This is a genomic window from Nocardioides campestrisoli (genome assembly GCF_013624435.2).
Lineage (GTDB): Bacteria > Actinomycetota > Actinomycetes > Propionibacteriales > Nocardioidaceae > Nocardioides > Nocardioides campestrisoli.
In genome coordinates, this window is record NZ_CP061768.1 from 3,987,466 (window position 1) to 4,004,660 (window position 17,195).

At 71.8% G+C, this 17,195-nt stretch carries 14 protein-coding genes; 7 read left to right on the forward strand and 7 right to left on the reverse strand.

Going from position 1 to position 17,195, the window contains the following annotated elements; translation table 11 throughout:
- The first annotated feature begins 37 nt into the window (after window positions 1–37).
- The 3 genes from H8838_RS18805 to H8838_RS18815 all read left to right on the forward strand — a co-directional run bounded on the left by H8838_RS18805 (window position 38) and on the right by H8838_RS18815 (window position 5,201).
- A complete protein-coding gene (locus H8838_RS18805) occupies window positions 38–715 on the forward strand; it encodes a bacterial proteasome activator family protein (RefSeq protein WP_224766257.1) in 678 nt (225 codons plus the stop codon).
- Window positions 716–1,018: 303 nt separating this feature from the next.
- Complete coding sequence (locus tag H8838_RS18810; RefSeq protein ID WP_185994345.1) at window positions 1,019–3,748, forward strand: beta-glucosidase family protein; 2,730 nt, start codon at window positions 1,019–1,021, stop codon at window positions 3,746–3,748.
- Between the two features lie 22 nt (window positions 3,749–3,770).
- Window positions 3,771–5,201: a right-handed parallel beta-helix repeat-containing protein gene (locus H8838_RS18815; protein WP_185994344.1), complete on the forward strand. Its 1,431-nt coding sequence runs from the start codon at window positions 3,771–3,773 to the stop codon at window positions 5,199–5,201.
- Here the strand turns inward: H8838_RS18815 and H8838_RS18820 are convergent.
- From H8838_RS18820 to serS, 4 genes are all read right to left on the reverse strand, one after another.
- Window positions 5,176–5,751, reverse strand: a complete 576-nt coding sequence (locus tag H8838_RS18820; protein WP_181312976.1) for a hypothetical protein — start codon at window positions 5,749–5,751, stop codon at window positions 5,176–5,178. The genes H8838_RS18815 and H8838_RS18820 overlap by 26 nt on opposite strands.
- Window positions 5,752–5,833: 82 nt before the next feature.
- Window positions 5,834–6,637, reverse strand: coding sequence for an HAD family hydrolase (locus H8838_RS18825; protein WP_185994343.1), 804 nt, complete (start codon window positions 6,635–6,637; stop codon window positions 5,834–5,836).
- A complete protein-coding gene (locus H8838_RS18830; protein WP_224766258.1) occupies window positions 6,634–7,584 on the reverse strand; it encodes an HAD family hydrolase in 951 nt (316 codons plus the stop codon). The genes H8838_RS18825 and H8838_RS18830 overlap by 4 nt, the downstream gene beginning before the upstream one ends.
- Complete coding sequence (serS, locus tag H8838_RS18835) at window positions 7,581–8,858, reverse strand: serine--tRNA ligase (RefSeq protein WP_185994342.1); 1,278 nt, start codon at window positions 8,856–8,858, stop codon at window positions 7,581–7,583. The genes H8838_RS18830 and serS overlap by 4 nt, the downstream gene beginning before the upstream one ends.
- Before the next feature lie 85 nt (window positions 8,859–8,943).
- Here serS and H8838_RS18840 point away from each other — a divergent pair, with 85 nt between their 5' ends.
- Complete coding sequence (locus tag H8838_RS18840; protein ID WP_224766259.1) at window positions 8,944–10,518, forward strand: YegS/Rv2252/BmrU family lipid kinase; 1,575 nt, start codon at window positions 8,944–8,946, stop codon at window positions 10,516–10,518.
- Between the two features lie 55 nt (window positions 10,519–10,573).
- Here H8838_RS18840 and H8838_RS18845 read toward each other — a convergent pair whose 3' ends face one another.
- The 3 genes from H8838_RS18845 to H8838_RS18855 all read right to left on the reverse strand — a co-directional run bounded on the left by H8838_RS18845 (window position 10,574) and on the right by H8838_RS18855 (window position 11,970).
- The gene (locus H8838_RS18845) at window positions 10,574–11,182 is read right to left on the reverse strand and encodes a hypothetical protein (protein WP_224766260.1); all 609 of its coding nucleotides are present in this window, start codon (window positions 11,180–11,182) and stop codon (window positions 10,574–10,576) included.
- On the reverse strand, window positions 11,169–11,399 hold the full coding sequence (locus tag H8838_RS18850; protein WP_185994340.1) for a hypothetical protein: 231 nt from the start codon (window positions 11,397–11,399) through the stop codon (window positions 11,169–11,171). The genes H8838_RS18845 and H8838_RS18850 overlap by 14 nt, the downstream gene beginning before the upstream one ends.
- Window positions 11,400–11,574: 175 nt before the next feature.
- The gene (locus H8838_RS18855; protein WP_224766261.1) at window positions 11,575–11,970 is read right to left on the reverse strand and encodes a DUF4446 family protein; all 396 of its coding nucleotides are present in this window, start codon (window positions 11,968–11,970) and stop codon (window positions 11,575–11,577) included.
- A gap of 28 nt (window positions 11,971–11,998) precedes the next feature.
- Between H8838_RS18855 and H8838_RS18860 the strand changes: the two genes are divergently transcribed.
- The 3 genes from H8838_RS18860 to H8838_RS18870 all read left to right on the forward strand — a co-directional run bounded on the left by H8838_RS18860 (window position 11,999) and on the right by H8838_RS18870 (window position 17,175).
- Complete coding sequence (locus H8838_RS18860; RefSeq protein ID WP_181312971.1) at window positions 11,999–12,847, forward strand: prephenate dehydratase; 849 nt, start codon at window positions 11,999–12,001, stop codon at window positions 12,845–12,847.
- A gap of 158 nt (window positions 12,848–13,005) precedes the next feature.
- The gene (locus tag H8838_RS18865; RefSeq protein WP_185994338.1) at window positions 13,006–15,060 is read left to right on the forward strand and encodes a sensor histidine kinase; all 2,055 of its coding nucleotides are present in this window, start codon (window positions 13,006–13,008) and stop codon (window positions 15,058–15,060) included.
- 186 nt (window positions 15,061–15,246) lie between these two features.
- A complete protein-coding gene (locus H8838_RS18870; protein WP_185994337.1) occupies window positions 15,247–17,175 on the forward strand; it encodes a sensor histidine kinase in 1,929 nt (642 codons plus the stop codon).
- Window positions 17,176–17,195 lie beyond the last annotated feature (20 nt).

The window sequence follows — 17,195 nt, forward strand, 5'->3', positions numbered from 1 at the left end:
GGGCTGGGCTCACCGGTGAGGACCTAGAGTGGAACCCATGACTCAGAGCCCCGCCCCCTCCTCCGGCACCCCTGACGGCAGCTCCGGCGCCCCGGCGTCGGAGGAGCACGTGCTGGTGATCGGACCCGACGGCCAGCCCGTCGGGACGGTGCCGGCCGCGGTCGTCGCCCAGGCCGTCGAGGCGGCCGAGGGCGCCGAGACCGGCGCGGCCGGCGAGGCGGAGGACGCCGACGGGCACCGCAGCATCACCGAGCTCGTGGAGCAGCCCGCCAAGGTGATGCGGATCGGCAGCATGATCCGCCAGCTGCTGGACGAGGTGAAGTCCGCGCCTCTGGACGAGGCGAGCCGCGCCCGGCTCAAGGAGATCCACCACGCCTCGATCAAGGAGCTCGAGTCCGGTCTCGCGCCCGAGCTGATCGAGGAGCTGGAGCGGATCGCCCTGCCCTTCACCGAGAACGAGACCCCCTCGGAGAGCGAGCTGCGGATCGCCCAGGCCCAGCTCGTCGGCTGGCTCGAGGGGCTCTTCCACGGCATCCAGACCGCGATCTACGCCCAGCAGATGGCCAGCCGGGCCCAGCTGGAGCAGATGCGTCGTGCCCTGCCCGCGGGCGTCCAGGCCCCCGGCGTACCCGGCCAGCCCGGCCCGGGCGGTCAGTTCGGCGCCGAGGCGCCGCAGGAGCACGGGACGCCCAGCACGGGCGGCATGTACCTCTGACCGACGCCCGTCGACGCGCCGACCTGTACGGCGGCGACATCGCCTGCACCGCGGAGGTCTTCGAGTCGATCGACGAGGCGAACGCCCGCGCCGGGACCGGGACGACCGGCCGCTTCCGGACGGCGACCCCACCAGTGGTGCCTCATTCCGACCGCCGTTGACGGTCGGTTGAGGCCGTTTGCCTGGCCTGGCCGCCGGTCTCTGGCGGTTGGACCTCGGCTGCTCCGCGCCACCCTTGTCGCCCCTCTGGGACGAGTCGCATGCTGAGAGACGCACGTCACTCCAACGGACGGGACGTTCCTCATGAGGAAAGCACTTGTCAGCGTCATCTCCGCGATCGCCTTGGTGGTGACCGGTCTCGGAGCCACCATCAGCATCCAGCAGCCGGCCACGGGAGCCGACCTGCCGTGGATGAACACCGACCTCTCGCCCCAGGAGCGCACCGAGCTCCTGCTGGACGCGATGACACTCGACCAGAAGCTCGAGCAGATCTTCAACAAGCCGGTCTACAACGAAGACCTCGACGACGGGGTCGACGGCAACGGCAAGGGCTGTGACTTCACCCAGATCGGCCGCCACATCGAGGGCATCCCGGAGCTGGCCATCCCCGACTTCCGGATGGCGAACGGGGGCACCGGCATCCGTGGCGGCGACTGCCTCCCGGAGCCGACCGCGACCGCGCTGCCGGCCCAGATCTCGTCGGCGGCGACGTTCGACCGCGCCCTCACCAAGCAGTGGGGCGGGGTGCTCGACCTCGAGCTGCGCGCCTGGGCCCACCAGGTGCTCTGGGGCCCGGTGCTCAACCTGATCCGCACGCCGTACGGCGGGCGGAACAACGAGTTCTTCAGCGAGGACCCGTACCTGACCGGCGTCCTGGCTTCCCGCATCATCGAAGGAATCCAGGCGCGCAAGGTGAGCCAGGCGACCGCCAAGCACTTCGTCGCCAACGACTCCGAGTTCCAGTTCGAGCGGTGGACCGCGGCGATCCGCGTCCCCTCCCGGGCGATGCACGAGCTCTACCTGCTGCCGTTCGAGATGGCTGTGAAGAACGCCGACGTCGCGTCGGTGATGTGCGCCTACGGCTACGTCAACTTCAGCTACAACTGCGACAGCAAGCCCCTGCTGCAGCAGACCCTGCGCCAGGACTGGGGGTTCGACGGCTACGTCTTCTCGGACCGGCGCGCCCAGCAGAGCACGGTGCCCTCGATCCTCGCCGGCACCGACGTGGAGGTCGACGAGCAGCCGGAGTGGTACCAGCCGGACCTGGTGAAGGCGGCCATCCGCAACGGCGAGATCACCGAGGCCAACATCGACGACATGCTCCGTGAGCGCTACATCAAGATGTTCGAGTACGGCGACTTCGACGACCCGGCCACGTCCTTCGGCTGGGACCAGCTCAAGGACGAGCTGGCTCAGGGCGGTCCGCACGCGCAGGTCGCCAAGAACGCGGCGGCAGAGAGCCTCGTGCTCCTGCGCAACGAGCGCAAGCAGCTGCCGCTCAACGCCGGAGCGATCGACTCGGTGGCGCTGATCGGCCCCAAGTGGTTCGCCGGCGAGGCGACCCTGCCGCCGCGCAGCGGCGACCGGACCCGCAACATCTCGGTGAACGCGCCGTACGAGGTCACGCCCCGGGAGGGCCTGCTGAACACGCTGCGCAAGCTCGGCGCCGAGGACGCCACCGTGACCTACAACAACGGCAACAACATCGGCAACGCCGTCGACCTGGCCGAGCGGTCGGACGTGACCATCCTGATGGTCGGTGACGTCGCCCGCGAGACCTGGGACAAGAACAGCAACTACCAGGACGAGAACCCGGGCGGCAACGTCTCGGGTGCCAACAAGGAGGTCCCCGACCTGGACCTGCCCACCGTGCAGGGCACCAACCAGCAGCAGCTGATCCCGCGCGTGCTCGACGCGGTCCCCAACACGGTGATGGTGCTGAAGACCCAGGGACAGGTGAACATGCCCTGGATCGACAAGGTCCGCACCCTGGTCGAGGCGTGGTACCCGGGCCAGGAGGACGGCAACGTCGTGGCCGACGCACTCTTCGGGGTCACGAACTTCTCCGGCAAGCTCCCGGTGACCTTCGGCCGGACCGACCGTGAGGCCGCCTACGAGTCCCAGGAGCAGTACCCGGGCTACCAGGAGGACACGGGCGTGCCGGGCGGCATCGGCCGTGACCCGATCCCCGGGGCGCCGCAGCGGGTGGTCCGCTACACCGAGGGACTCAAGATGGGCTACCGCTGGTACCAGGCGACCGGCACCAAGCCGCTGTTCCCGTTCGGCTACGGCCAGTCCTACACGACCTTCGACTACAGCAAGCTGGACGTGGACAAGATCCGCGACGACCAGCGGCGGACGTCCGGTCTGCGGGTCAGCTACACCGTGACCAACACCGGCGACGTCACCGGCCAGGAGGCCTCGCAGGTCTACCTGCGGCTGCCGCGCGAGGCCCGGGAGAACTTCAACCGTCTGGTCGGGTTCGACAAGGTCCAGCTGACCCCCGGCGAGAGCAAGCGGGTCTCGGTGGTCCTGAACGCCGGCGCGGCCAACCACCCGTTCTCCTACTTCAGGCCCGAGGATCCCGACGACCTCAGGCGCTGGGCGGACGGGGAGTGGACGACACCGAAGGGCGACTTCGACGTCTACGTCGGCCGTTCCTCCGAGAGCCTCCCGCTGAAGGCGACGGTGGGCATCGGCGACATCGCGACCGAACCCCCCGGGCCCCCGAGCACCAAGAGCCCGTCGAAGATCAAGAAGCCGACCGTGACCCCGAAGCGCGTGACCCCGCAGGTCCGGGCACGCATCAAGTTCGAGGTCGTCTCCGGAGGCCAGCCGGCCACCGGCAAGGTGCAGGTCAAGCGGCGCGGAGCCGTCGTCGGGCGCGACACCCTCAACCGTCGCGGCATCGCCAAGGTGCAGATCCGCAAGCTCCAGGCCGGCAAGCAGAAGGTCCGGCTCGTCTACCTGGGCTCGGAGGTCTCGGAGCGGGCCAGCCGGAACCTGGTGATCCGGGTCAGGAACAGGAGGTAGCGCCACACCTCGGTTCCGGCAGGTGCCGACCCGTCGACAGTGCGGGATCGTCCTCTCGCTGCTCGCGCTCACCCTTCTCGTCATCACACTGAGCGCCTGCACCGGGGGCGGTCCCGCACCGTCACGCTCCACGCCGGAGCCACCCGCCGGCGTGGCCTACGACGTCACGGAGCTGGGGGCCGACCCGGAGCCCGGGACCGGGGACGACGCGCCGGCCATCAGGGAGGCGCTGGCCGCGGCCGAGGCGGGCGACGAGGTGGTGCTGCCGGCCGGGGTCTACGACCTGCACTCCGCCCATCCGGACGACGAGGACGCCAACCTCCTGCTCGCCGACGGGGTGCGACTGCGGGGAGCCGGAGACGACGCCACGGTGCTGCGTACGTCGTTCGACGGGGAGGACGACAGCGCGGTGGTCCGCGGACTGGGCGTCGAGGACAGCACGGTCAGCGACCTGGCCATCACCTCCGGGCACGCGGGCGGGCTCGGCTCCGACCCGGAGGAGGAGGGCCCCGGGGGCGGGCCGGCGTACGGCGTCCAGATCGGCGAGGACGACGGCGAGGGTAGTCGCGGGGTGCTGGTCGAGGACGTGTCGGTGGAACGGTTCCAGCGCCACGGCATCACGGTGAAGGCCAGTCGGGAGGTGACCGTGACCGGCTGCCGGGTCGCGGACGCCACCAGCGTCGGCCCCGGGGGCTCGGGCTACGGCATCGCCGTCGAGGGGCCGGCCGACCAGCGGGACCCCGAGGCGGACGACGACTCCCGGGACAACGTGGTGGTGGGCAACCACCTGGACGGCACGCACCTGCGCCACGGGATCCTGCTGCAGTTCGCCACCCACGACAACCTGGTCGCCGACAACACCATCACCGGCGGGGTGCTCGACGCCATCGACCTGCACGGCGAGGGCGAGTACGACAACGAGATCCGCGGCAACACGATCACCGAGGTGGGTGCCGCCGCCATCGCCCTGGGCAACCCGGGAGGCACCAAGCACGAGCACGACGCCAGCGGCGAGGGGAACTGGGTGCACGACAACCGCCTGGTGGGCAACGAGCAGGGCGTGGTGGTCGTCCTGGGCACCCCCGAGACCCTGGTGGAGGACAACGAGATCGTCGGGGAGCGCGGCTCGGTCGCCGGCGTCGAGCTGCGTCACGCACCCGGGACGGTGGTCCGCGACAACACGATCACCGGGGACGGCGTCGGGGACGGCTTCTGGGCCGTCGTGCTGGCCGAGGACGGCGGCACCGACGGCCGGGGGGCCGGGATCCCGACCGACGTGGTCGTCACCGGGAACCGGATCACCGGGGACGGCAACGGGATCGACGTCCACGCCGGCCGCGGCCTCGACGTCGCCGGCAACACGATCGACGTCGAGGGCACTCCGTGGCGGGTCGCCGCCGGGAGCGAGGTCGAGGAGGGGGGTCAGCTCAGCGGGAGCGGCCGACCCGGCTGACCACGGCCAGGCCGAGCAGCCCCACCAGCACCATCGCCGCGCCGGGGGCGACCATCCGCGTCAGCTCCTCCGGCGGGGTCGACTCGACCCGGGTGCGGTGCGCCCCGCCCGGCGGCGCCGGCGCGACCCGGGTGCCGATGCCGAGCAGGCGCTGCGCACGCTCCATCACGTCGGTGGTGGCGGGCGCCGAGCCACCGCACGAGCTCGCGGCCCCGTTCTTGGTCAGGAAGAGCCAGGTGCTCCCCTGCTCCACCGCCCCGAGTCCGCACGACGCCTGGCTGACGGTCGAGGCGACCTGGACCGTCGGCGCCGGCAGGTCGCCCTTGAAGACCCGGGAGGCGCGGACGTCGTAGGTGACCTGGTCGCCGGAGACGGTCGCGGCGGAGACCTCGCCGACGAAGACCGTGTCGGCGGTCCGCACCTGCTGCTTGAACGAGAGGTTCGCGCACGAGCAGGCCGCGGCCGGGCTGGCGGACGCGAGGACGCCGAGCAGGGCGAGCGGTCCGGCCAGCAGCAGCACGAGCAGCGGACGCAGGACGGGGGCGAGCATGCGCCCGAGCCTAGCCGCCGTCCTCCCCCGCGCGCGAAGAGCGCCCGCGCGCCCCTGGACAGCTCTGAGGTCGACCGGCCCCTCAGAGGTCGAAGAGCTCCGCGAGCACGGTGGCGACGCCGTCCTGGTCGTGGTGCGGGGCGACGTGGTCGGCCTGTGCCAGCACCGTCGGGTGGGCGTTGCCCATCGCGTACGACGTGCCGGCCCAGGTGAGCAGCGGCAGGTCGTTGGGCATGTCGCCGAAGGCGACCACCTCGTGCGGGGCCACCCGCAGCTCGGTGCAGAGCTCGGCGAGCGTGGTCGCCTTGGTGACCCCGGCCGCACTCATCTCCACCAGCGTGCCGACCGAGGACCAGGTGGTGGTCACCTGGGCGCCGACGGAGGACTCCACGACGTCCCAGAACTCCTGGGGCGCGAGCTCCTCGTGCCGGGCGAGCAGCTTGACCACGCTGCCGCCGGCGATCTGCTCCAACGGTCCGCGCGGCACGTCGGGGACCTCACGGTCGTCGCGGTGCTTGAGGAACGACGGCTCCAACGCGAAGCCGGTGGTCTTCTCCAGGGCGAAGCTGGTGCCGGGCACGGTGGCCCGCAGCGTCCGGGCCACGTCGAGCAGCACCTCGTGCGGGATCGCGCGGGCCTTGCGCACCTCGTGGGTGGGGACGTCGTAGACGATGCCGCCGTTGCTGCAGATCGCCAGGCCGTGACCCCCGACCTCCTCCCAGAGGGTCTCCATCCACCGGATCGGCCGGCCGGTGACGAAGACGACCGGCACCCCCTGCTCGTCCAGCGCGGTGATCACCTCGCGGGTGCGCGCGGTGACCTTCCCGTCGGCGTCCAGCAACGTGCCGTCCAGGTCGGTGGCGACCAGCCGGGGCCGGTCGCTCATGTCGACGGGAACCAGCGGTCGATCTCGACGGCGGCGCCGTTGTCGTAGACGGTCTCGGTCACCGCGTCGGCGGCCGCCCGGACCTCCTCGACGGCCTGGCCCATCGCCACCCCGCGGCCGGCCCAGGCGAGCATCTCGATGTCGTTGCGCCCGTCACCGATCGCCAGCACGTCGGCGGCGGTGATCCCGAGCTCGTCGCAGACCTGCTGGAGGCCCGAGGCCTTGGAGATGCCGACCGGCGAGAGGTCCATCCAGGCGGTCCAGCCGACCACGTAGTCGGTGCCGTGCAGACCCAGGCGCGCCGCCAGGTCGATGAAGTCCTCGGCGGTGGCGTCCGGGTCGCGGACGATCACCCGGCTGACCGGCTCGCCGATGATCTCGTCGACGTCGGTGACCAGCTGCTCGCCGGACAGCTCGCCGTCGGGGAAGACCATGTTGACCCGGTAGCCGCCGATGCCGCGCTCCTCCACCGCGACCAGGGCGTTCGGGTGGTGCTCCAGCACCGCGGCGACCGCGGGGGCGGCGTCGAAGGTCTCCTCGCGCACCACCTCCATCGGCGGGTAGCGGAAGATCACCGCGCCGTTGGAGGCGACGATCCAGAGCCGGTCGTCGGCCCCCTTCTTCGCCCCGGGCGTGGGGTCCTGGGGAGAGCCCTCCAGGGGCAGGTCGAGCAGGTCGGCGATCCGGGTCATCCCGTGCGGCGAGCGGCCGCTGGCCAGGACGATGTGGGCGCCCGCGGCCCGCGCGCGGTGGACCGCGTCGTACACCTCGGGGCGGATCGTCTCGTAGACCTGACCGGACCCCTCGACCCAGGCGAGCAGCGTGCCGTCGATGTCGAGGGCGACCATCTTGGGCTGCCAGCCGTCGGGCTTCCCCCCAGCCTGCCCGGCCTGCCCGGTCGTCTGCCCGGTGCTCTGGTCGGTGCTCTCCGTCGTCCTCGCGGTCAAGGCTGCACCACCGGCTCGAGCACGTCGCAGCCCATCCACTTGCGCAGCGCCTCGGGCACGCGGACCGACCCGTCGGCCTGCTGGTGGGTCTCCAGCACGGCCACGATCGCCCGGGTGATCGCGGTCAGCGTGCCGTTGAGGGTGGCCACCGGGACGGTGCCGGACTCCCCGCGGGTGCGGATGTCGAGGCGCCGGGACTGGAACTCGGTGCAGTTCGAGGTCGAGGTGAGCTCGCGGTACTTGCCCTGGGTGGGGATCCACGCCTCGCAGTCGAACTTGCGGTAGGCGCTCAGCCCGAGGTCGCCGGCGGCGATGTCGACCACCTGGTAGGCGAGCTCGAGCTTGTCCAGGAACGCCTTCTCCCAGCCGAGCAGCCGGGCGTGCTCGGCCTCGGCCTCCTCCGGCGTCGTGTAGACGAACATCTCCACCTTGTCGAACCAGTGCACGCGGATGATCCCGCGGGTGTCCTTGCCGTGCGAGCCTGCCTCCTTGCGGAAGCAGGGGCTGAACGCGGCGTAGCGGCGCGGCAACGACTCGGCGTCCAGGATCTCCTCGGAGTGGTACGCCGCCATCGCGACCTCCGAGGTGCCGACCAGGTAGAGGTCCTCCCCCTCGATCCGGTAGACGTCGTCCGCGGCCTGGCCGAGGAAGCCGGTGCCCTCCATCGCGGCCGGCTTGACCAGCGACGGCGCGATCACCTGCGTGAAGCCGGCCTCGCGGGCCTGCTCCATCGCCAGGTTGACCAGCGCCAGCTCGAGCTGGGCGCCGACGCCGGTGAGGAAGTAGAACCGGGAGCCGCTGACCTTGGCGCCGCGCTCGAGGTCGATCGCGCCCAGGATCCGGCCGAGCTCGACGTGGTCGCGCGGCTCGAACCCCTCGGCGGCGAAGTCGCGGGGCGTGCCGACGGTCTCGAGCACGACGAAGTCGTCCTCACCGCCCTCGGGGGTCTCGGGGTGGACCAGGTTGGGCAGCGCCCGGACCGCGTCCTGCCAGGCCTGCTCGGCCTCGCCCTGCGCGGCCTCGGCGGCCTTGACCTCGGCGGACAGCACCTTGGTCCGGGCGAGCAGCTCCTGCTTCTCCTCGCCCTGGGCCTTCGGGATCAGCTTGCCGAGCTGCTTCTGCTCGCTGCGCCGCTCCTCGAAGGCCACGATCGCCTCGCGCCGCGCGGCGTCAGCGGAGAGCGCCCGGTCGACCAGTTCGGTGGGGGCGCCACGCTTCGCGAGCGAGGCGCGCACCACGTCGGGGCTGTCACGGAGCACACGGGGATCGATCATGGTCTCAGGCTATCTGCCGGGACGTGGTCGCACTGCGGCCACGTGGAGTCGGACCGCACGGACGCGGCCGGGCATACTCAGCCACGTGCTGGATCGATCTCGGAGGAACCTCCTCGCCTGGGCCGCGGTGTGCCTCGCCCTCCTCGCCCTGCTGGCGACCCTGGTCACCTGGAACCGTGCGCCGCTCGCCGGCTTCGACACCTGGACCCGCGACGCCTCCTCGTGGGCGGTAGGCATCGACTGGCTCCGCAGCGTGATGCTGCTGGTCGAGGACGCCTTCAACTCCGTCGGGATGACGGTGCTCACGGTCGTCGTGGCCGTGGCCCTGCTGGTGAAGCGGCATCCCCGCGCCGCCACCCTGGTCGCCGGGGTGATGCTGGCGACGGGACTGGCCACCACCGGCCTCAAGATGCTGCTGTCCCGTGAGCGGCCGGACTGGCAGGAGGCCGTCGGGCTGCACGACACCCTCTCCTTCCCCTCGGGCCACGCCTCCTCGGTCGCCGCCTTCACCCTGCTGCTGTGGGTGCTGGCGAGCATCTTCGTCCGCCGGGCGAGCATGCGCCGCCTGGCCACCGCCGGGCTCGGCGCCCTGTGGTTCCTGGTGCTGCTCGACCGGATCCTGCTGGGCCGGCACTTCCCCAGCGACGTGATCGGCGGGACGCTGCTCGGCGCCGCGATGGTGCTGCTCGGACTCGCGCTGCTCGACCCCCGCCCGCGCAGCATCTCCGAGACCACCGAGCCGCTGCCCGAGGTCTACACCTCCCAGCGCCGGCTCGCGGTCGTGCTCAACCCGATCAAGGTCGAGGACGTCGGGCAGTTCCGGCACCTGGTCACCACGATGGCCCAGGAGTCGGGGTGGCAGGAGCCGGCCTGGCACTACACCACCGTGGAGGACCCGGGCACCGGCATGGCCCTCAAGGCCGCGGAGGCGGGCGTCGACCTGGTGCTGGTCTGCGGCGGCGACGGCACGGTCCGCGAGGTCTGCGCCGCGCTGGCCGGCACCGGCATCCCGGTCGGGATCATCCCCGCGGGCACCGGCAACCTGCTCGCCCGCAACCTCGACATCCCCCTCTACATCCGCTCGGCGATCGACGTCGGCCTCAACGGCCAGGACCGGGCGATCGACATGGTCGCGGTCAGCGGCGACGGCATCGACGATGCCCACTTCATGGTGATGGCCGGCATGGGGTTCGACGCCGCGATCATGGAGGGCGTCAACGAGGACATCAAGAAGCGGATCGGCTGGGTCGCCTACGTGATCTCGGGCCTGAAGTCGCTGATGTTCCCGGCGTACAAGATCGAGATCTCCGTCGACGGCGCGGAGTACACCACCCACCGGGCGCGCACGGTGGTCGTCGGCAACGTCGGCTACCTGCAGGCCGGGATGCCACTGCTCCCCGACGCCGCGATCGACGACGGGCTGATCGACGTGGTGATCCTGCACCCCAAGCGGTTCCTGTCCTGGGTGCCGCTGGCGTGGCGGGTGATGGCCAAGAGCGCCCGGGTCGACGAGACGATCGACCGGCTCACCGGCGCCAAGGTGACGCTGCGCGCGACCACCGACACTCCGCGCCAGCTCGACGGCGACTCCATCGGGCTCGGCAAGGAGCTGACGATGGAGTGCATCCCGGGCCGGCTGCTGGTCCGGGTCCCCCGCTGACGCTGGGTCGCTCGCCCGGCCCTCGCTCCGTGCGCGGTCGCTCCTCGGCGGGCGGTCACTCCTCGGCGGGCAGTCCGGTGTCGCGGACCAGGTAGACCCAGGGGAAGGCGAGGAACGCCACCTCCCAGCCGTCCCGCTCCAGGCGGGAGGAGCGGCCGGTCCACACGACCCGGCGGTGCTCCCACTGCGTGGGGGTGCGTCGTACCCGGTGCTTGAACATCGCGGCACCCACCGTGCGCCAGCCCAGGCGGCCGGCTAGCTCGAGCTCGGCCATCTCGTCGAAGGCGGTGATCGGGCCGAGCCACCGCTCCTCGGGCTCGTCCTTGCCGTCGGTGGCCGGATCTCCGACCGGAGCCGGCTCGGGGTCGGCGCCGAACCGCTGCTGGGCGGCCTGCCGGCTCATCCCCAGCTCGGCGCCCAGGGTGGCCCAGCTGTGGCCGGCGCCCCGGGCGGCGGAGACCGCCTGGCGCAGCAGCGCCCGGACCTCGGACTCGGCCTGCGCGGTACGCCGGACGATCGCCAGGTGGTCCTGCTCGTCGCCGGTCTCGAGCCCCTCCAGGATCGCCGCGCCCAGGGCCTCGGCGAGCCTGTCCTGCCCGGGCGCCTGCTCGGGTGCCTGCTCGGGTGCCTGCTCGGGCGTCCGGCCGGGGTCAGCGGTCGCCACGGTCGCGGTCCTTGCTGGGCAGCCAGGTGTGGTCGGAGTCGTGGCCGTGTCGCCACAGGGCACCGAAGGACCAGGCGCCGCCGATGACCAGCGCGACCCCGGCACCCTGGAGGAGCCCGCCGACGAAGCCGTCGTACTGCGTGCCGACGGTGGCGAGGAGGATCCCGCTCAGGATGAGCAGGAGGATCCCGTTCGTGGACCTGGAGGATGCGTTCATGCGTCAACCGTAAGTTGACGCTATTGGGGTGTCAACCATTTCTTGACAGCACCTCAGGCACCCGAACTTCCTGAGGAAAACTCTCGGTTCTCGACCGTTGCAACGGTCAAGAGCTGACGGTTTCACCGGGGCCCCGGTGAAACCGCACACTCACCCAGCCGAGCGAGACGAGCGCTCAGGCCTTGGCGTGCGCCACGGCCTCCTCCTCCTCGGGGGAGAGCGGCTGCTCGCTGGACCAGGCGGCGACGGTCTTGGCGTAGGTGCGCGCCTCGCTGCGGCCGTGGATGGAGGTCAGCACCACCCCGTCGCCGGCGTCGTCGAGCAGCGCGATGGACCAGGAGAGGTGGCCGCCGACGTCGCCGAAGGCGTCGTACCGGACGACCGCGAGGTGGCGCAGCGCGCCGCGGGTGGCCTCCTGCAGCGCGGCGACCTCGCGCCGCAGTCCGCCGACGTCCTCGGGCAGCGCGGCGCCGGCCCGGGGTCGGATCGAGGCGGTACGCCGCATCGCGACGACCGAGAAGACCACGGAGACCAGGGCCAGGACCAGGGCAGGGACCACGACGAACCACACGCGGAGCACCCTATGGGACCATCGACCCGTGAGCCGCGACCCACGCCCCCGCATCGCCTACCAGGGCGAGCCCGGGGCCAACTCCCACATCGTCTGCCGGCAGCACTACCCCGACTGGGAGGCCGTGCCGTGCGCCTCCTTCGAGGACGTGTTCGCGGTGGTCGAGGGCGGGGACGCCGAGCTGGCGATGATCCCGATCGACAACTCGCTGGCCGGCCGGGTCGCCGACATCCACCACTTCCTGCCCGCCTCCAGCCTGCACATCGTCGGCGAGCACTTCCTGCGGATCGTCTTCAACCTGGTCGCCGTCGAGGGCGCCACGCTGGACACGATCCGGACGGTGCACAGCCACGTGCACGCCCTGGGTCAGTGCCGCCGGGTGATCCGCGAGCTCGGGCTGACCCCGGTGATCTCCGGCGACACCGCCGGCGCCGCCCGCGAGGTCTCCGAGGCCGGCGACGTCACCCAGGCCGCGCTCGCCCCGCCGCTGGCCGCCGAGATCTACGGCCTGCAGGTGCTGCGTACCGACGTCGAGGACGAGGCGCACAACACCACCCGGTTCGTCGTCCTCTCCCGCGACCTGGTCGAACCGCCGCCGGGCGAGGGGCCGATGGTCACCAGCTTCATCTTCAACGTGCGCAACATCCCGGCCGCGCTCTACAAGGCGCTGGGCGGCTTCGCCACCAACGGCGTCAACATGACCAAGCTGGAGAGCTACATGGTGGGCGGCCAGTTCGTCTCCACCCGGTTCCTGGCGGAGGTCGACGGGCACCCGGCCGACCCGGCGCTCGCCCGGGCGCTGGAGGAGCTCGCGTTCTTCACCACCGAGGTCAAGATCCTCGGCGTCTTCCCGGCGTCCCCGCAGCGCCGCTCCTGACCATTCCCCCTCCCCCGGGCGCGCGGGCCGCCCACGCCGGGCGGGCGGGACATGCGTTTGCGCGTTCGACTGCACACGCGCCCACCCTGTGGCAGGCTTCGGCGCGGTGACGTGTGACCGCAGGACGGTTCGCAGCGCCGGGCCGACTCGGAGGAGCGATGGAGGGCGTGGGCCTGCTCGTCTGCAGCGTGCTGCTCTACGCCGGCCTTCCGCTGCTCTACGCACTGCGCCGTAGCCGGGTCCAGTTCCTGCTGCTCTACGCGCACCTGGCCGGCATGCTCGCCTTCGGCTCCGTCCTCGGCGGGCTCTACCACGTGCCGGTCACCGCGGACCTGGTGCTGCTGCCCGGTGAGCTCGGGTACGCCGGGTTCCTGTTCGCCGCGCTGGTCACGATCGTCCTCGGTCGCGATCTCCAGGTGATCCGCAACGTGCTGGCGGTCGCCACGGCGGTCACGGCGCTCGGGCTGGTGATCTTCGCCCTGGCCCGGGCGGCCCTGACGGCCCCCGGTGCGGCCAACCCGTACGGGATCAACCCCGCGTACGCCTACCAGGAGCCGTTGGCGGTGGTGCTCTTCGCCGCGTTCGTGGTCGGCGAGCTGCTCCTGGTGCTGGCCATGCTCGAGCTGGCGAAGCGCCGCCTCCCGCGGGCACTGATGGGCGTGGTCTACCCCGCCGTCTACGTGGCGGTGATGCTGGTGCACGGCCTGCTGACCTCGCTGATCAGCGGACAGCCGGTCGGCGCCGAGCTGGTGGACAAGCTCATCGTGACCGTGCTCTTCCTGCCGCCGCTCCTGCTCTTCGTCGGCCTCTACCGGCCGGTGGTGCACGCCTTCGAGGACCGCCCGCTGCACCTGCGCCACCTGCTCTCCACCTCGCGCGACCCGCTGATCGAGGAGCTCGAGCGCGCCTCCTCCCAGCTGGCCGAGCAGCGCTCCCTGGCGTTGGCGACCAGCGCCTCCGTCGGCCGGGTCAACGCCACCGTCGAGCGGATCCTCGACTCGGCGACCAACACCATCCTGATCGCGCTCGACACCGAGCTGCGGATCACCCACTTCAACGTCGGCGCCCAGGCGCTGCTCGGGTGGACGCCCCAGGAGGTCTGCGGCCAGGGCCTGGAGGTGCTGCTCCCGGCCGAGGAGATCGCCCGGCACGCCGCGGCGCTGGGCACCGGCCCGGACCTGGCGGACGTCGTCTCGCTGCAGATGAGCGTCGGGGCCCGCAGGGACTGGCAGATGATCGCCCGGGACGACGTGTGCCCCACGGTCTCGATGAGCGTCACCGAGGTGATCGCCGACGGCCACGTCGTCGGCCACGTGCTCTCCGGCGAGGACGTCACCAGCCGGCTCCGGGTCGAGACCGCGATGATGACCGCGCTGAGCCGCGAGCACGACGCCCTGGTCCGCCTGCAGGAGGCCGACCGGGTCAAGCAGGAGCTGGTCTCCACCGTCAGCCACGAGCTGCGTACGCCGATCGCCAGCATCACCGGCTACACCGAGATGCTCTACGACGGCGCCTACGGCCAGCTGAGCCCCGAGCAGGTCGCCGCACTGGACCGGGTGCTGCGCAACACCGCCCGGCTCGAGCAGCTCGTCGACGACCTGCTGGTGCTGGAGCGGGTCGAGCAGGCGCCCCTGCCGCTGCTGCGCGAGCCGGTGGACCTGTGCGACGTCATCCGCGGCACCAAGTCGATCGTCGCGGAGATGGTGCGTGGCCGGGACCTGAAGTTCAGCGTCTCCCTGCCGGCCAACCCGGTGGTCGTCGACGGCGACCGCGCCGCCCTGGACCGGCTGGTGATCAACCTGCTCAGCAACGCGGTCAAGTTCACCCCCGGCCGCGGCACCATCGCCCTGCGCGTGGTCGCCGACGCCGGCCAGGCCTGGCTCACCGTCGCCGACACCGGCATCGGCGTGCCGGTCGAGGACGCCGACCAGGTCTTCGCCCGGTTCTTCCGCTCCAACGAGGCCAACGCCCTGGCCATCCCGGGCTCGGGGCTCGGCCTCAGCATCGTGCAGGCCGTGGTCGCCGGCCACGGCGGCGAGGTCAGCTTCGCCTCCACCCACGGCGAGGGCACCACGGTCACCGTGAGCCTGCCGCTGACGGCCGTCGCGCACGACACCACGACGGTGCACCCCGGTCTCACCACTGGGCTCGGCACCGGGGTCAGGACGGGGCTGGGCGAGGGGCTGGGCACGGGCATGGGCACCGCCGTCTGAGGCTGCCGGACGCGCCCCTGGGCGAGCCCGCCGCAACGGCCCGCCGGTGGTCTGGACCGCGCCCCGACCGATCGGCCCTGTTGTCCCGATTCCGGGGACGATGCCCGACGGCTCCCTCTACGGTCACCCGGTAAACCGGACCACCGCTCGACCGGACCCACCGCGTAGATAGCCCAGAAGGTAGCCATGGAAGGGCCTGAACTGTTCGTCGCCTGCGTGGCGGCGTACGCGCTCACCCCCCTGGTGCTGGCGATCCGTCAGACCGTCTTCCAGTTCGTCCTGCTCTACGGATACATCGCCACCGTGATGGTGGTCGCCGGCCTGGTCGGCCTCTCCCACGAGCTGCCGCTCACCGACACGGTCAGCGTCAGCGCCGGGGAGACGGCGTACGCCGGGCTGATCTTCGCCATCCTGGTCACCGTCGTGGTCGGCCGCGACCTGCAGGTGGTCCGCAACGTCGTCGTCCTGGTCCTCGGCGTGCACGTGCTGCTCACGCTGGTCTACTTCATCGACGGCCTGGTGCAGGGCCGGCCGCGGGTCAACGCCGTCCAGGCGATCCCGGCCGAGCTCGCCGGCTCCTCCCCCTGGGCCGTGCTCGTGGCCGGTCTCCTGGTGGCCGCCGAGGTGGTCCTGCTGGTGTGGCTGCTGGAGATGTGCAAGCGCCGGGTGCCGTCGCTGGCGATGGTGCTGGTCTACCCGGCGGCGATCACGGTCACCCTGCTGGTCGACGGACTGCTCCACCCCCTCGTCGTACGCCGCGACGCGCTCGGCCTGCTCGAGCAGGTCGGGCAGGAGGCAGGCGCCCGCCTGCTGCTCGCCTGGGCGCTGATCATGCCGGTCTTCGTCTTCGTGGCGCTCTACCGCAAGCAGGTGCTGGCCTACGAGGAGGAGCCGCTGCGCCTGGACGCCCTGGGGCGCCTCTCCCGCGACGAGCTGCTGCTCGGCCGGGCGACCGCCACCGTGGAGCGGATCCTGGACGCCGCGGTCAACACGCTGCTGGTGGCGATGGACACCGACCTGCGGATCACCCACTTCAACGTCGGGGCCGAGCAGCTGCTGGGCTACACCGCCGACGAGATGCGCGGGCGGACCACCGCCGTCGTGATCGACTACGACGAGGGCCTGCGGCACGCCATGTCCCTGGGCACCGGGAGCCCGGCACTGGACGTGCTCACGCTCGCCCAGGTCGCGCACGGCGGCCGGCGCGAGTGGGAGCTGGTGGGCAAGGACGGGCAGCGGCACATCGTCTCCCTGAGCGTCAGCGAGATCGTGGCGGGCGGCCGGGTGGTGGGCTACCTGGCCGCCGGCGAGGACGTCACCAGCCGGGTACGCAGCGAGCGCGCGATGCTCCAGGCGATGAGCCGCGAGCACACCGCCGCCCTGGCGCTCCAGGAGGCCGAGGGGGTCAAGCACGAGCTGGTCTCCACCGTCAGCCACGAGCTGCGCACCCCGATCACCAGCATCACCGGCTACACCGAGCTGCTCGAGGAGGGCGTCTTCGGCGACCTCAACGAGAGGCAGACCGACGCGCTGCGCCGGGTCATCCGCAACACCGAGCGGCTGGAGAACCTGGTCGAGGACCTGCTGGTGCTCGAGCGCGCGGAGTCGGGCCTGCTGCAGCTCGACCGGACGCCGATCGACCTCCGCGACGTGGTCGGCGACGTCCAGGACATGCTGACCGAGATGGTCCGCGGGCGGGACCTGGAGCTGCGCCTCGAGCTCGAGCACGGCCCGATCCAGATCTTGGGCGACCACTCGGCGCTGGAGCGGGTGGTGCTCAACCTGGTGAGCAACGCGGTCAAGTTCACCCCCGCGGGCGGGCGGATCACCGTCGAGGCGCACGCCCGCGAGGGCTCGGCCGGCCTGCTGGTCTCCGACACCGGCGTCGGCATCTCCGCGGAGGACCAGGAGCGGCTCTTCGAGCGCTTCTTCCGCACCCACGAGTCCTACAAGAAGGCGGTGCCCGGCACCGGTCTCGGACTCTCCATCGTGCAGGCGATCGTCGCCGGGCACGACGGCAAGGTGACCGTGATGTCGGCCCCCGGCCGGGGCACCACGTTCGCCGTCTCCATCCCGCTGGACGCCCGGCTGGGGCGCTTCGGCATCTCGGCCTGAGTCGTCAGTCCGTCAGTCCG

Excerpts from the sequence above, each read along its gene's own strand:
- H8838_RS18820 (WP_181312976.1), bottom strand. The coding sequence starts at position 5,751 with ATGCTCGCCCCCGTCCTGCGTCCGCTGCTCGTGCTGCTGCTGGCCGGA.
- H8838_RS18850 (WP_185994340.1), bottom strand. The coding sequence starts at position 11,399 with ATGAACGCATCCTCCAGGTCCACGAACGGGATCCTCCTGCTCATCCTG.
- H8838_RS18805 (WP_224766257.1), top strand. The coding sequence starts at position 38 with ATGACTCAGAGCCCCGCCCCCTCCTCCGGCACCCCTGACGGCAGCTCC.
- H8838_RS18810 (WP_185994345.1), top strand. The coding sequence starts at position 1,019 with ATGAGGAAAGCACTTGTCAGCGTCATCTCCGCGATCGCCTTGGTGGTG.
- H8838_RS18865 (WP_185994338.1), top strand. The coding sequence starts at position 13,006 with ATGGAGGGCGTGGGCCTGCTCGTCTGCAGCGTGCTGCTCTACGCCGGC.
- H8838_RS18870 (WP_185994337.1), top strand. The coding sequence starts at position 15,247 with ATGGAAGGGCCTGAACTGTTCGTCGCCTGCGTGGCGGCGTACGCGCTC.
- serS (WP_185994342.1), bottom strand. The coding sequence starts at position 8,858 with ATGATCGATCCCCGTGTGCTCCGTGACAGCCCCGACGTGGTGCGCGCC.
- H8838_RS18825 (WP_185994343.1), bottom strand. The coding sequence starts at position 6,637 with ATGAGCGACCGGCCCCGGCTGGTCGCCACCGACCTGGACGGCACGTTG.